12 protein-coding genes are annotated in these 14,240 nt (G+C 61.8%); 9 read left to right on the top strand and 3 right to left on the bottom strand.

The window, feature by feature from the left end; all coding sequences use genetic code 11:
• On the bottom strand, nucleotides 1-1,561 hold a 1,561-nt coding region (locus VDP82_RS05405), incomplete at its 3' end, for a type I secretion system permease/ATPase (RefSeq protein WP_323013835.1).
• Nucleotides 1,562-2,001: 440 nt separating this feature from the next.
• On the opposite strand from VDP82_RS05405, the gene VDP82_RS05410 reads away from it, so the two are divergent.
• From VDP82_RS05410 to VDP82_RS05435, 6 genes are read left to right on the top strand one after another with little or no spacing between them, the layout of a single operon-like run.
• On the top strand, nucleotides 2,002-2,505 hold the full coding sequence (locus VDP82_RS05410; RefSeq protein WP_323013824.1) for an acyltransferase: 504 nt from the start codon (nucleotides 2,002-2,004) through the stop codon (nucleotides 2,503-2,505).
• Entirely contained in the window at nucleotides 2,502-3,539 is a 1,038-nt protein-coding gene (locus VDP82_RS05415; RefSeq protein WP_323013825.1) for a Gfo/Idh/MocA family oxidoreductase, read from the top strand. Before VDP82_RS05410 ends, VDP82_RS05415 begins: the two co-directional genes overlap by 4 nt.
• Nucleotides 3,536-4,639, top strand: coding sequence for a DegT/DnrJ/EryC1/StrS family aminotransferase (locus tag VDP82_RS05420; RefSeq protein WP_323013826.1), 1,104 nt, complete (start codon nucleotides 3,536-3,538; stop codon nucleotides 4,637-4,639). Before VDP82_RS05415 ends, VDP82_RS05420 begins: the two co-directional genes overlap by 4 nt.
• A complete protein-coding gene (locus VDP82_RS05425; protein ID WP_323013827.1) occupies nucleotides 4,629-5,315 on the top strand; it encodes an acyltransferase in 687 nt (228 codons plus the stop codon). The genes VDP82_RS05420 and VDP82_RS05425 overlap by 11 nt, the downstream gene beginning before the upstream one ends.
• A gap of 29 nt (nucleotides 5,316-5,344) precedes the next feature.
• Nucleotides 5,345-6,319, top strand: a complete 975-nt coding sequence (locus tag VDP82_RS05430; protein ID WP_323013828.1) for an NAD-dependent epimerase/dehydratase family protein — start codon at nucleotides 5,345-5,347, stop codon at nucleotides 6,317-6,319.
• Nucleotides 6,316-7,497 (top strand): DegT/DnrJ/EryC1/StrS family aminotransferase, encoded by a 1,182-nt coding sequence (locus VDP82_RS05435; RefSeq protein WP_323013829.1) that lies wholly within the window; start codon nucleotides 6,316-6,318, stop codon nucleotides 7,495-7,497. Before VDP82_RS05430 ends, VDP82_RS05435 begins: the two co-directional genes overlap by 4 nt.
• Here VDP82_RS05435 and VDP82_RS05440 read toward each other — a convergent pair.
• Nucleotides 7,469-9,022, bottom strand: a complete 1,554-nt coding sequence (locus tag VDP82_RS05440; RefSeq protein WP_323013830.1) for an O-antigen translocase — start codon at nucleotides 9,020-9,022, stop codon at nucleotides 7,469-7,471. The genes VDP82_RS05435 and VDP82_RS05440 overlap by 29 nt on opposite strands.
• Before the next feature lie 434 nt (nucleotides 9,023-9,456).
• Between VDP82_RS05440 and VDP82_RS05445 the strand changes: the two genes are divergently transcribed.
• Nucleotides 9,457-11,316 carry a M10 family metallopeptidase C-terminal domain-containing protein gene (locus VDP82_RS05445; RefSeq protein WP_323013831.1) on the top strand — a complete coding sequence of 620 codons (1,860 nt, stop codon included), beginning with the start codon at nucleotides 9,457-9,459 and terminating at the stop codon, nucleotides 11,314-11,316.
• On the opposite strand, the gene VDP82_RS05450 is transcribed toward VDP82_RS05445, so the two are convergent.
• A complete protein-coding gene (locus VDP82_RS05450; protein WP_323013832.1) occupies nucleotides 11,306-12,307 on the bottom strand; it encodes an FkbM family methyltransferase in 1,002 nt (333 codons plus the stop codon). The two genes, VDP82_RS05445 and VDP82_RS05450, sit on opposite strands and share 11 nt — an antisense overlap.
• Nucleotides 12,308-12,535: 228 nt before the next feature.
• Here VDP82_RS05450 and VDP82_RS05455 point away from each other — a divergent pair, with 228 nt between their 5' ends.
• Nucleotides 12,536-13,342, top strand: coding sequence for a response regulator transcription factor (locus VDP82_RS05455; RefSeq protein ID WP_323013833.1), 807 nt, complete (start codon nucleotides 12,536-12,538; stop codon nucleotides 13,340-13,342).
• Between the two features lie 321 nt (nucleotides 13,343-13,663).
• On the top strand, nucleotides 13,664-14,240 hold a 577-nt coding region (locus VDP82_RS05460), incomplete at its 3' end, for a hypothetical protein (protein ID WP_323013834.1).

Below are 14,240 nucleotides of genomic sequence, written 5' to 3' on the forward strand. Positions count from 1 at the left end.
CCACTTGCCGGCCATCACGCAGAAAGAGGAGCTTGTTGATCGCGGCGATGGCGCTGGGCCTATGGGCGACCACCACAACGATGGCGCCGCGTTCGCGCGCATCAGCGATAGCCTCCGTCAGCGCCTGATCGCCTTCCATGTCGAGATTCGAGTTCGGCTCATCGAGGACGATAAGGAAGGGATCGCCGTAGAGCGCCCGGGCCAGCCCGATGCGCTGCCGCTGCCCGGCCGACAATGCCGAGCCGTTGATGCCCAAGTGGGTCTCATAGCCATTCGGCAGAGTGATGATGAAATCATGCACCCGGGCCGCCTTGGCTGCCTTGAGGATGGCCGGCGTATCGTGACGCGGACTGAACCGGCAGATATTCTCGGCGATAGTGCCATCCAGCAGCTCCACCGTTTGCGGTAGGTAACCTATGCTGCCCCCCAGCGCGAGGGGGTCGAAATGGGCCAGCTCCGAGCCATCCAGTCGGATGGCGCCATGCAACACCGGCCAGACGCCGACCAAGGCTCGGGCAATCGAGGATTTCCCCGAGCCCGAGAGCCCGATAATGCCCAGGCCATCACCAGCGCCGAGCTCGAAATTGATGCCCGACACCAGAGGCTCGGCATGCCGGTCGACACCGGTTGCCAGGTCGAAAACGCTGACGGTGTCGGTGGGCAACGGCAATTGCGTCGGACGCTCGGCAACGGCGGTATAGGCCAGGATCTGGTTGAGCCTGGCCGAGGCCTGCCGTGCATTCACAAAACCACGCCATTGCGACACCACCTGCTCTATCGGCGCCAGGGCGCGCGAGGTCAGGATCGAGGCGGCGATCATCACCCCACCGGTCGCGTCACCCTGGATGACCAGATATGCGCCCAGCGCCAGCACCGCTGATTGCAGCAGATAGCGCACGCCCTTGGTGATCGAGCCATAAAAGGCGGTACGGTCAGAAGAGCGCTGCTGGGTGGTCACAAGCTGGTCGGCCGCCTGGCCCCAGCGCCTGGCGATCGCTCCGAGCATGCCCATGGCGATGATCGACTCGGCATTTGATTCGGCGTCGCTGGTCAGCGCGGCGCGCTTGCCTGCGGCGTCGGTCGTCTCCATGGCCGGGCGGCGCGAGTGCAGCTCGTTGATCACCAACAGGCCGGCAATGATCACGCCTCCTGCCGTGGCGAATGCGCCCAGAAGAGGATGGAGAAAAAAGGCCAGGGCCAGATAGATCGGCACCCAGGGAACATCCAGAAGTGAAATCGCGCCCGGACCGGACACAAACAGCCGCACCACATCCAGATCGTGAATCGGGTTTGATCGCAGCGCCGGGCTGCCGACCAGCTTCAGGCGCACCATAGCAGGAAACAGCCGCTGGGCCAGGCGATCATGGATCATCCCACCCAGGCGCGAGGCCATGCGAGCCCTGATCCATTCGATCAGCGCATAGAACCCATAAAGAACCACGACCAGGCCCGTGAGCGCCAGCAGGGTTGCGTTCGACCGGCTCGGCAAAACACGATCATAGACCTGCAACATGAAGATCGAGCCGGTCAGCATAAGAATATTGGAGGTGACGCTGAGCATGAACAAGACGGCAATCTGGCCGCGTGCTCGACTGACGAGATCCGCTATCGGGCTGAATCCAATCCCGTGTTGCGTGACTTTCAAAGAAACGCCCTTTCGGCTGCTGTCTGCGTGTGTGGTGCGCGAAGCGAGCTCATAACGAGGAAAAAATGTCCCAAATGAGGACATCGGGGCTCAAGAACAGCATGTTTGTTAAACTGCGACGAGTTGGCCACGCTCGCCTAGAGGGCATCGCATCACCAAAAAGGGCGCCCTGCATGAAATAATAGATATTAGGAGTTATATTGGCCGAACCTGAGCTAAGCGGGGGTGGCGACTATACATCAGCCCGAAAAATTCCAGCCTAACTCTATAGCTCCATTGAGAAATTGCCACGACCAAGCACCCTGCTAACCTCCCAGCCATGCTGAAAGGCGGGGCGGAGCCCAAGGGGTAGGCAAATGCTGAAGCGGGTCGCATTGGGAGAGGGAGCGCTCGTACATCAGCCCGACCTGGTCAATCTTTACGATTGCGTGATTGGCGCGAACAGCCGGATCGGCGCCTTCGTTGAAATCCAGAAGAACGCGGTGATCGGCTGCAACTGCAAGATTTCAAGCCATAGCTTCATCTGTGAAGGCGTGACCTTAGAAGATGGCGTGTTCATCGGCCACGGCGTCATGTTCACCAATGACCTCTATCCCCGCTCGACCACCGGGGCCGGCCAATTGCAGAGCAGCGAAGATTGGGATGTGGTGCCCACTCTTGTACGCCGCAATGCCTCGATCGGCTCCAATGCCACGATATTGGCGGGTCTCATCATCGGCGAAGGGGCGCTGGTTGGGGCAGGTGCCGTGGTGACGCGGGACGTACCGGCCGGTGCCGTTGTCGCCGGCGTGCCCGCCCGGCTTCTGCCCGCACGAACGAGATCGGACATCTCCAGGCAACAAGGAAGGTTGCATCCATGATTGGCGTCGGCGTTATCGGCTACGGCTATTGGGGCCCCAACCTTGTCCGCAATTTTTCCGACATCCCCGCCGTCGATCTGCGCTGGGTATGCGACCTGCAGACCGAGCGGCTGGCAAGGTTGCGACTGCGCTATCCGGCGGTGAAGATCACCGAGGACATGGCCGATGTGCTGGCCGATCCCAAGGTCGACGCCGTCGCCATCGCCACGCCGGTCTTTACCCATTTCGACCTGGCAATGCGGGCCCTGTGCGCCGGCAAGAGCGTCTTTGTCGAAAAGCCGATCACCACCACGTCCGAACAGGCGCAGCGGCTGATCGACGAGGCCGACAGGCGCGGGCTGGTGATCGCGGTGGATCACACCTTCATCCATACCGGGGCGGTCAGGAAGCTGCGCGAGGTGATCCGGAAGGATCTCGGAGAAATCTACTATTACGATTCCGTGCGGGTGAATCTGGGGCTGTTCCAACACGATGTCAGCGTGATGTGGGACCTGGCGGTTCATGATCTGTCGATCATGGATTACGCGCTTGATGCGCGTCCCCGGGCCGTTTCCGCCACCGGCATGTCCCATGTCACCGGCGAACCCGAGAACATCGCCTATCTCAATCTGCATTTCGACAGCCGGCTGATGGCGCATGTGCATGTGAACTGGCTAGCGCCAGTCAAGGTGCGGCGCACGCTGGTCGGGGGCAGCAACAAGATGATCGTTTATGACGATCTGGAGCCAAGCGAGAAGATCAAGGTCTATGATCGCGGCATCACGCTCGACCCGATGGCGCCCCGCGCCGGAGAGCGCCGGAACCAGATGCAGATCGGCTATCGGGCGGGCGACATGTTCGCACCCCAACTCGACATCACCGAAGCGCTGGGATCGGAACTGAGCGAGTTCATCACCTGCGTCGAGCACGGCACCAAACCCTCCGCCGATGGCACGGCGGGGCTGCGCGTCGTGCGCATCCTGGAGGCCGCAAGCCGCTCCATGGCCAATGGCGGCGCCGTGGTCGAACTGCCCCGGGAACGGGTGCTTGCATGATTCCGTTCCTCAATCTCAAGGCCCAATACGCCTCCATCCAGCCGGAATTAGAAGAAGCGGCACTCAGGGTGCTCCGCTCCACGCGCTATGTGCTGGGAGACGAAGTAGCGGCGTTCGAGGAGGAGTTCGCCGCCTATTGCGGTGCACGCCATGCCATCGCCGTCAATAGCGGGACCAGTGCCCTGCATCTGGCGCTGCTTGCGGCTGGCGTCAAAGCCGGTGACGAGGTCATCACCAGTCCTTTCACCTTCGTCGCCACCGCTGCCGCCATTCGCTATATCGGCGCGCGCCCGGTGTTCGTCGATATCGACCCAGCCAGCTTCACCATCGATACGACCCGCATCGAGCGAGCGATCACCGCACGCACGCGCGCCATCGTTCCCGTGCACCTTTATGGCCAGATGGCCGATATGGACCCGATCCTTGCCATTGCCGAACGCCAAGGCCTGGCGGTGATCGAGGATGCCTGCCAAGCCCATGGCGCACGTTATCGTCGCGGGCGCGCGGGGACGCTGGGTCTGTCGGGATGTTTCAGTTTCTATCCCGGCAAGAATCTGGGCGCCTGCGGCGAGGGCGGGCTGGCGGTCACCGATGATGACGAACAGGCCCGGCGCATGCGCATGCTGCGCGACTGGGGCCAGGACCGGCGCTACCACCATCTGGTCGAAGGCTACAATTATCGCATGGACGCCATTCAGGGCGCTTTGCTGAGGGTCAAGCTACGCCACCTGGAAAACTGGACCGAGGCCCGGCGAGCCTGGGCCCGGTATTATACTGAGCTACTGGCCAACTCCTCCGTGGAGCCGCCACGCGAACTGACCGGCCGCCGCCATGTCTGGCACATCTTTGCGGTGCGCACCCGCCAGCGCGAGGCACTGCGGCAGATGCTGGCCCATGAAGGCGTCGAGACCGGGCTGCATTACCCGATTCCGGTGCATTTGCAGCCCTCCTATGCCGACCTCGGCCATCGACCCGGCGATTTTCCCGAGGCGGAGGCTGCCGCCGGCAGCGTTCTTTCCCTTCCTATCTACCCGGAACTCAGCACGAGGGAGATCGAGATCATCTCCGATCTCGTGCGGCAGGATGCCTATGTCAATTGAAGCCGTTGACAGCATTCGCCAGACGCCTTCGGTGCATGGACGGCGCCCGGTGGAAGACGACCCTCAATTCGAGGAGGGGCTGGTCGAGTGGCTGCGCGACACCTACGGGAATGTATCGCTACCTGACGTCTATGCCCGCTTTGCCGTCGGCGACGGCAGGCTCGATGCGCTGATGCGCAAGATCATCTGGAAGGCGAGCGCCCGCCATTGCGGATCGGGTCTGCAAGTGGGCAGCCAGGCCGGGTTTCGCCATATCGAGACTTTCGAGCTCGGCGCCAATGTCTTCATCGGGGCGGGCGCCTACATCCAGGGTCGGTTCGACGGCACCTGCATCATCGGGGATTCCGTCTGGATCGGGCCGCAAGCCTATTTCGATGCGCGCAATCTGGTGCTCGGCAACTATGTCGGCTGGGGGCCGGGCGCCAAGGTTTTGGGCTCACAGCATACCGGCCACCCCATGTCGCTGCCGGTCATCGCCACTGATCTTGATATCAGGCCGGTCCGCATCGGCGCCGGCGCCGATATCGGCACCAATGCCACCATACTGCCCGGCGTCACCATCGGCGAGGGCGCCATCATTGGCGCAGGCGCAGTGGTGACCGCCGATATTCCCCCATACGCCATCGCGGCGGGCGTGCCGGCTCGGGTGCTTCGCTGGCGCACCGACAACGACTGACGCGCCCATCAAGTCAAGGAGAATGTGTCATGGACGGCAAGCGGGTTCTCATCACCGGAGGGGCCGGGCTGATCGGCTCACATATTGTCGATCTGCTGACGCAAGGAGCGCCGGCCGAGATTATCGTCTTTGACAATTTCGTACGTGGCCGCATGGAGAACCTGGCCCGGGCGCAGGCGACGATGCAGCTGACGATCGTGCATGGCGATATCCGCGACATCGCGCTTCTGGCCGCCACCATGCGCGGGGTCGACCTGGTGTTCCACCAGGCCGCCATCCGCATCACCCAATGCGCCGAGGATCCGCGCCTCGCCCACGACGTATTGGCCACCGGTACCTTCAACGTGCTCGAGGCGGCGGTGGCCGCCAGAGTAGAAAAAGTCGTTGCCGCGTCCTCCGCCTCGGTGCTGGGCGCGGCCGACATTTTCCCCACCGCCGAAACCCATCACCCCTATAACAACCGCACCATCTACGGCGCCGCCAAGACCTATAATGAGGGCTTGTTGCGCAGCTTCAACGAAATGTATGGCCTGCGCTATGTGGCGCTGCGCTATTTCAACGTCTATGGCCCGCGCATGGACGTCTATGGCGCCTATACCGAAGTGCTGATCCGCTGGATGGAACGGATCGCCGCCGGGCTGCCGCCGATCATCATGGGCGATGGCAGCCAGACCATGGATTTCGTACATGTGGCCGACATCGCCCGCGCCAATATCCTGGCTGCCGGTGCCGATATTTCCGACGAGGTGTTCAACGTCGCCAGCGGCAGCGAGACCAGCCTCAATGATCTCGCCCAGATATTGTTGCGGGTGATGGGCTCGTCCCTGTCCCCGATCCACGAGCCGGCGCGCAAGGTCAATCCGGTGGCACGGCGCCTCGCTTCCACCGGGAAGGCGGCGAGCCGTCTCGGCTTTCGGGCTGAAATCGCCATTGAAGACGGCTTGCGCGATCTTGTGACCTGGTGGCGGGGCACCCGCACCGGCGAGAGGAGCAATGTGGCATGAGCACGCTGCCCCATTCGCTGCCGATTGCCAAGCCGGTGCTGGGTGAGCGCGAAGCCGATGCCGCCCGCCGGGTCATCCTGTCCGGCTGGGTGACGCAGGGCCCCGAAGTCGCCCAGTTCGAAGCCGAGTTCGCCGCTTATGTCGGCGCACCCCATGCCTGCGCGGTGTCCAACTGCACCACGGCGCTGCATCTGGCGTTACTGGCTGCCGGAGTCCGTGCGGGCGATGAGGTCATCACCGTCAGCCATTCCTTCATTGCCACCACCAATGCCATCCACTATTGCGGCGCGGTTCCGGTCTTCGTCGATATCGAGCCGGATGGCTTCAATATCGATCCCGATCGCATCCTGGCCGCGATCACCTCGCACACAAAGGCGATCATCTGTGTGCACCAGCTCGGCATGCCCTGCGATATGGCGCGGATGGTCGAGATCGGGCGTCAGCATGGGCTGATTATTATTGAGGACGCCGCCTGCGCTATCGGCAGCGAAATCCGCAGAAACGGGCATTGGGAGCGGATCGGGCGGCCGCATGGCGATATCGCCTGTTTTTCCTTCCATCCGCGCAAGGTGTTCACCACCGGCGATGGCGGCATGCTGACCACGGCCAATCCCGAATATGACCGAAAATTCCGGCTGCTGCGCCAGCATGGCATGAGCGTGCCCGATACCGTGCGTCACGGTTCGCGTCAGGTGATCTTCGAGAGCTATGACGAAATCGGCTATAACTACCGCATGACCGATCTGCAGGCCGCCATCGGCCGAGTGCAGTTGGAACGCCTGCCCGAAATCATCGCCGCCCGCCGCCGGCTCGCCACGCTCTATACAACGCTTCTGGGGCGCATCGAAGGATTGCGCCCGCCGGTCGAGCCGGGCTGGGCCCGAAGCAATTGGCAAAGCTATTGCGTGACGCTGCCGCCCCGAGCCGATCAACTCAGCGTGATGCAGGCGCTGCTCGATCTGGGTGTCTCGACCCGGCGCGGTGTGATGAACACGCATCTGGAGCCGGCTTATGAAGGCCATGGCGCCTATCGCAGCACTGCCCTTTCAAATTCGGAGCGGGCGCAGGCCCGGACGATCATGCTGCCACTCTTTGCGCAAATGAGCGACGAAGACGTCAATTTCGTCGCCAACGCCCTGAGCCAGGTGCTCAGCCGCGTTCCCGAGCCTGCGCTTTAGCCGCCAACGGCCTTGCCAGCGCATCCATCAGCTTGCGCAGCCGCGCCGGCAGCCAGTGCTGCGGCACCAGCCTGACCAACAGCGCCAGCGAGAACCCGCAGCCCAGCGCCGTGCCGGCGAGCGCCACCGCCATCCCCGGCCAGAACGGCAGTAGCTCGACAGCTGCCAGCACCGTGATTGTCAGCCCGACAAACAGCGCCGCCAGCATCAGATTGTCGCGCGACCAGGTAAAGCCGCTGATCCGCCGCACCAGAAAATAGATCAGCACGCCGTGCCAGACATAGAGTCCGGCAAAGGCGATACCGGCTCCACTGAGCCCCATCACCTTGAGCAACAGCCAGGCCAACCCGACATGGACCACGGTGGCGGCCACTTCCGTCCAGAAAAAAACCCACTGCGCGCCCTTGGCCAGGATAATGAAGCCCATTGGCCAGGCGACGACGCGAAGCAGCATGCCCAGGCAAAACCAGCGCAGCACTGGCACCGCGTCGGCAAACTGGGTCGAATAGAACATCGCCATCACCAGGGGCGACAACGCCAGCGTCGCCAGCAACCCCGGCCCGGCCAAGAGGATGCTGACCCGGGCCTGCTCATTTACGGCACGGTTACAGGCCGCGTCATCGGCACTCACCGCCGAGAGACGCGGGTAAAAATCGGTACCCATAGCCTGTAGAATAAATCCCACATAGATACCCCCCAGCGACCACGCGGCCTGGTAATTTCCGGCTGCGGCCACGCCGTCATGCTGCACCACCAGGATACGGATGATAAAGGCCGCGCCCGCCGTCAGCAGCCCGCTGGCCATGAATGAGAAACCGAGCTTGAGCAGAAAACGCGTTTCGGCGGTAAACTGGGCCAGCGTCAGCGTAACCCTGGGCAATCTTATCTTGCGGCAATACCAGTGCGCGGCAATCCACGAGGTCAGCGCCACCGCGATCAACGACGGCACCACCCCCGCCTCACCGAAGAAATAGATCAGCGGAACGGCGGCAAGGGTATTGAGCAGGGCGCCCGCGACAGTCATCCGCGCCAAATCGCCAATCCGCCGATTACCCTGGATGATCGCGGTTGGCGCGCCCGCCAGGATCCGCAGCAATACGGCCAGCCCCAACAGCATTACCGCCGACGCCCGCGCCTCGGTACCGAAGCTCAAGGTGGAAATCGGCACGGCCAGAACCAGCAGCGCCAGCGCTCCGACAATTCCCAGCACCAGCGAGGTCAGGGTCAAGACCCGAGAGATACGCGCGACCTTGCCAACATCGCCGCTCGCCATCGCTACCGCAACCTGCCGCACCCCGCTCGACTGTACGCCCAGCCCCACCAAATTGGCGGTTAGGTCGGTGATGACGTTGTAGAGCCCGAACAGGCCGATGCCGGCCGGGCCGAGAAAGATGGCCAGAACCTTCAGCCGCAGGATCGACATCGCGATATTGATCACCGACGAGGCGCCGATCAGGGATGTCGACTTGAGAATCTCGCCATAGCGCGATTCGCCCCGGTTCCGCTCAATTGTGTCCTCGGCCACCCCACTCACCCTGCTGCAGCGTCTGCCTCCGGGTGTCGCAACCGTAATGCGGCAACGCAATCGGCAGAATTTAGCGAGCAGGGCAAATGATTTAAATCAAACGATCTATGGAGCGAGTCGAAAAATAATACAAAAGAGCTAGTTAGTGCGACAAATTCGCCCACCAACTTACCTATGTGTTGTAGATCGGACACAAAATCTCGCTCTTTCTGATAAAATGCGCACATCTCACGAAAAAGAGAGTAAGTCTGTGGGGCGAATCGATCTTTGATTCGCGTTTATTATTCAAATACTTAGCGGCAACGACCTTCTTTCGGGCCGACGAATTGGGCAGAAACGGGGCGATTTCGTCGCTCTTTTGATAAATCCGAACGCTCGGTGGCCCGATTTGCCCGGCAAGAAGGAGGCTCATTTATCAACTCAAGGATGAACAGATGGCTGGATGGCCAGATGCAACCAATACCGGCGTACGTGACGGCATAACGCTGCTCCCTTCTGGAGACATCGTTATCACCAAACCGGGCACGGTGATCTCGGGACTGGATATCAGGGGCACCGTCTATATCGGCGCCGACAACGTCACCGTCGAGAACTGCAAGATCACCTCGAACAGCTTTTCGGTGGTACAGATCAAGGCCGGTGTATCCGGCGCGGTGGTGCAGGACTGCACCATCGACGGTGTCGGCACGAACAACGAAGGCAGCAGCGGCATCACCGGCGCCGGTACGTTCCTGCGCAACAATATCTACAATGTCGAAAATGGCCTGAATATCGGCCAGGGCAAGGGCACGGTGATCGAGGGGAACTATATCCACGATCTCAAAGCCTCGGGCTCGCCCCATTATGACGGCATCCAGATCGATGGCGGCCAGACCGATACCATCGTGCGCCACAACACCGTCATCAACGATCACACCCAGACCGCCGCGCTGATGATCGACAATTATTTCGGCCCTGTCACCAATATCCTGGTCACCGATAATCTGCTGGTCGGGGGTGGTTACACCATCTATTCGGACGGCCAGTTCAATGGCGGCAAGATGACCGGCATCACCATCACCAACAACCATGTCGGTGGCGGCCATTGGGGCGACCTGAATGCCAACAGCACTTCGCCTACCTATACGGGCAATGTGCGCGACGGCTTGGCGCTGGTCGAAACCCTGAACGGGTCCGGCACGCCCGAAGCCGTCCCGCCCCAGGTAACCCCGCCGGTCACCGATCCGGGCACTCCTCCCACCTCGAACGGCGCCACCGAAGGCGCCGACCGCCTGACTGGCGACGCCAAGGACAATGTCATTGACGGCAAGGGCGGCAACGACACCATCAATGGCGGGGCCGGCAACGACACCATCATTGGCGGCCTGGGCTACGACATCCTGACGGGCGGTGCGGGCAAGGACACCTTCGTGTTCCGCTCTGCAGCCGAAATCGGCGACCGGCCCGGCGCCCGCGACGTGATCACGGACTTCACCCAGGGTGAAGACAAGATCGATCTCTCGGCAATGGATGCCAACACCAAGCTGGCCGGCCATCAGGCCTTTACCTTCATCGAAGCCAATAATGGCAGCTTCACCAAGACCGCCGGCGAAATCGCCTGGCGCACCGACGCCGCCAATAACCGCACCATCGTGCAGGGGGACCTGGACGGCGACGGCAAGCACGATTTTGAGCTGGAACTGACCGGGACCATCTCCCTCAGGGCCAGCGACTTCATCGGCGTCGGCACTGCGAGCCAGCCTTCGCAGCCCGGCAATGGCGGTACCGTGACGCCTCCCACGACCACGCCTCCGCTCGAGGATGCCACCAAGACCCTCTCCGGCACGGCCAAGGCTGATCGCATTACCGGCACTTCGGCCAATGAGTTCCTCGATGGAAAGGCCGGCGACGACACCTTGAATGGCGGCGGCGGCAATGACGTCATCTATGGCGGCATGGGGCGCGATGTCATGACGGGCGGGGCCGGGGCCGACACGTTCCTGTTCAAGAGCGTTGCCGAAATGGGCACCACTGCCCGCACCCGCGACGTCATCACCGACTTCAAGCCGGGACAGGACAAGATCGATCTGTCGGCAATCGACGCCAATACCCGCGTTTCGGGCGATCAGGCCTTCACCTTCCTGAGCGGGGACAATCAGTCCTTCTCGCACAAGGCCGGTGAACTGGCCTGGCGGATCGAGGCGGGGCAGAACCGCACGATCGTCCAGGGTGACGTCAATGGCGACGGCATCCATGACTTCGAGATCGAGTTGACCGGCCAGATTCACCTCGGTCAGGGCGACTTTATCCTCTAGTCACCGAACCCATCGGCGGCGGCCTCACAGGCTCGCCGCCGGTTCTTCCCGGCATCGGTGTGGCCAGTCGCATGTCGAGCGGCCGCACAGCGACCCGTTCCGCCACCAGGGCATCGAGCGCCGCATCCCGAATGGCAATGATGTGACGGGCCGGCCAGGGTCGATGCGCCAAAACCGAATCCGCATCGAAACGGGTGACCTCGAACAGCGTCTGCTGTTCGGGATGATAATAAAAGAAACGATAGCCCAGCCCCGCCAGAGCCGCGTAATGCACCAGCGAGGGCACCCCCAGCAGCAGGATCAGCACATCCACCTTCCCCGCCGCCAGGCACGGCAGGGCGCCCTCCAGCACGGAGGGTTCAAATCCGGCCACATTGATCTTGAGCACTTCCACGTGATCGAGCCCGAGGCGCGGCAGCGCCGCCGCGAGCGTATCGACGGGAACAAGCTCGCCCGGTCCATCCTCGCCATACGCATCGCTGAGCTGGCTCATCCAGTTTTTTGGCGCCGTGGTAAACCGCGCCGTTTCGCGCCGGTTGGAAAGCGCCCCCTGATGCACGAACACACGGCCACCCACGCCGTTGCGGGCGATATTGCGATGCAGGGTAGCGACATTGGCTCCGCTGGGCTCGAAAGCGTGGATCGTTGCATCCGGCAGACAGACCGCCGAAAACATCGAGAATTGTCCAATAGCAGCGCCCACATCGATGATACGCCAATGCGGTCTGGCAATCCGCGCAAGGAAGGCGAATTCAGGATCGATGAAGTCGCCGAACAGCATCAGCGTCGGAGGAAACTGGTGCGGATAATCGAATTCCAGAATCGGCCCGGAACGCAGATGCACTTCGGCGCGCGCGGGCCGGCTCAGCCAGAGGCGGGAAAGCCGCCCCGCGCCACGCAGCGCCGCCCATGGCCCGACCACGCGTAGCCCCCATGCCAGCTTGTCCTTTACGACGCGCAGCCGCGCCAGCATGAAGAAGGGTGATGTCATGCTGCGCCTCTTGCCCGCCCCGCAATATCAGGGAAAGCGACATCCTAGCGCATGGGGAGTGCCACCCGCGCCGTCAGTTCGAGCTAACGGGCCAGGGCGATTTAAGCTTGGGGGCGATGCAGATAGCTCCGGACAGGGCAATTGAGTCACGGCGCTGTCACGCGACCTATGTTCAGTAAGTCCGTTTGGTGAAACAATTCTATCTAGTCCATCAGCTAGAGGACCAAGATGTCGGAAATGAGAAGCCTCGAACACGAACAGGGAATTTATGCCATCTGGCATACAAGTCCTTCGCAGGACGCAGAAGGTCGCGACGGGATACTGATCCTCGCCGACACCGGCGTGACCTTCCAAAGTCTATTGAACGCTGCCCAGCAGTGTTTCCCACGAGTCGGCGTGACATTGTCCAATCAATTGCCCGATGACGAGCCCGGCCAGAATGCGCCACGGCTTATCCTCATCGATGCGTTTGCGTTTCGCAGCATCTCGACCATCATTTCGCAATGCCGCGAGCGCTATCCGCATTCGCCCATCGCACTGATGATCGAAAGCGGCTGGAACGAAGACCCGGCGTTGCGCGCCGTGGTCGCCGAGCGCGCCATCCAGGGCCTGGTGCCGTTCAACCTCCAGATCAATATCTGGCTGGCAGCGGTATGGCTTTTGCTGAATGGGGGCGAATATTTTCCTAGCACGCTCAGCCCCCGATCAGCCGCCCGGGGTTTCCTGACCCGGCGCAACCAGCATCTGGGCGCAGATCGGCAGGCCGACACGGATTCGGCCGGCGTCCTCTCCAGCCGCGAGGCCGAAGTTCTCGAACTGATGTCCGACGGCCTTCAGAACAAGATCATCGCCGCCAAGATGGATTTGTCGGAACACACCGTAAAAGTGCATGTGCACAACATCATCCGCAAGCTCAAGGTCCACAACCGGACCCAGGCAGCCGCGGTGTTCCGCTCCTTCGACCGCCGCCCGAGCTATGAGCCCTCCCCGGCGGGCGCGGCTATGGCGCGGCCGATCCCCCCTCCCAATATCTGATATTTCTTCGAGCGGTTGGCAGAGCTAAGCGCCCAGGCGCCGCAACGCCGCTAAAATTGATTCTTCCACGGGCAATTTTTGCCGTACTGTATTAACCCCCAAGGGCAACTACGACCTCAGGTCGCTCCCCGCCAAGTGTTTATAGCTCACGCACCTGCCGGGGACGCCCACCTAGCGATCCTGGGGGACGGCCTGCTTTTCAGGTGGATTTCCATGTACACCTTAGACGCTCCGACAGCTAAAATATCGATTCTGACTTTTGGAGACTGTTATGTCTCCTCCTCCGGCCGGGTCATCAGCCATCCGCAGAATTTTCTACGCATGCTGACCTATATCCTGCTCGAAGGGCGCGGCAAGCCAGTATTGCGCCGGCGAATTGGCAATCTGATCTGGTCCGACAACGGCTCGGAACAGGCCAGCGCCGATATCCGCCAGACGATCGTTCGTATCCGGAAATTCCAGGACGAGAACGGTTTCCAGCTATTGGCCACCGACACGCACATGGCGTGGCTCAATCGGGACCAGGCGATCTATTTCGATCTGGCGGAGTTCGTTGGACTGGTTACCGACCCGACCCCACAGGGCTGGGTGCGCATGTGCGCGATCTATAACGGCGATCTGCTCGCCTCCGCTGGCAGCGTCGGTGAGGGCTTCGAGGAATGGTTGGCCTATCAACGCTCGGCAATGCACCACGATTTCGTCAGCGCCATTTCCCAGGCGGTGCTGCCTGACAGCCCTCTGTCCGCGCATGAACGCCACTTTTGCGCCTCGCGCCTGTTGCAGGTCGATCCCTATCATGAGGGCGCCCATCGCGCGCTGATGTATGACGCAGCGGCCAGCGGCCAATTCTCCGTGGTGCGGCAGCTGTTCGAGGAATGCACCACCAAGCTGCGCAACG

This window comes from Devosia sp. (genome assembly GCF_034675085.1).
In the GTDB taxonomy this organism is placed as follows: Bacteria; Pseudomonadota; Alphaproteobacteria; order Rhizobiales; family Devosiaceae; genus Devosia.

Excerpts from the sequence above, each read along its gene's own strand:
- VDP82_RS05425 (WP_323013827.1), top strand. The coding sequence starts at position 4,629 with ATGTCAATTGAAGCCGTTGACAGCATTCGCCAGACGCCTTCGGTGCAT.
- VDP82_RS05450 (WP_323013832.1), bottom strand. The coding sequence starts at position 12,307 with ATGACATCACCCTTCTTCATGCTGGCGCGGCTGCGCGTCGTAAAGGAC.
- VDP82_RS05435 (WP_323013829.1), top strand. The coding sequence starts at position 6,316 with ATGAGCACGCTGCCCCATTCGCTGCCGATTGCCAAGCCGGTGCTGGGT.
- VDP82_RS05410 (WP_323013824.1), top strand. The coding sequence starts at position 2,002 with ATGCTGAAGCGGGTCGCATTGGGAGAGGGAGCGCTCGTACATCAGCCC.
- VDP82_RS05445 (WP_323013831.1), top strand. The coding sequence starts at position 9,457 with ATGGCTGGATGGCCAGATGCAACCAATACCGGCGTACGTGACGGCATA.
- VDP82_RS05415 (WP_323013825.1), top strand. The coding sequence starts at position 2,502 with ATGATTGGCGTCGGCGTTATCGGCTACGGCTATTGGGGCCCCAACCTT.
- VDP82_RS05430 (WP_323013828.1), top strand. The coding sequence starts at position 5,345 with ATGGACGGCAAGCGGGTTCTCATCACCGGAGGGGCCGGGCTGATCGGC.
- VDP82_RS05420 (WP_323013826.1), top strand. The coding sequence starts at position 3,536 with ATGATTCCGTTCCTCAATCTCAAGGCCCAATACGCCTCCATCCAGCCG.
- VDP82_RS05455 (WP_323013833.1), top strand. The coding sequence starts at position 12,536 with ATGTCGGAAATGAGAAGCCTCGAACACGAACAGGGAATTTATGCCATC.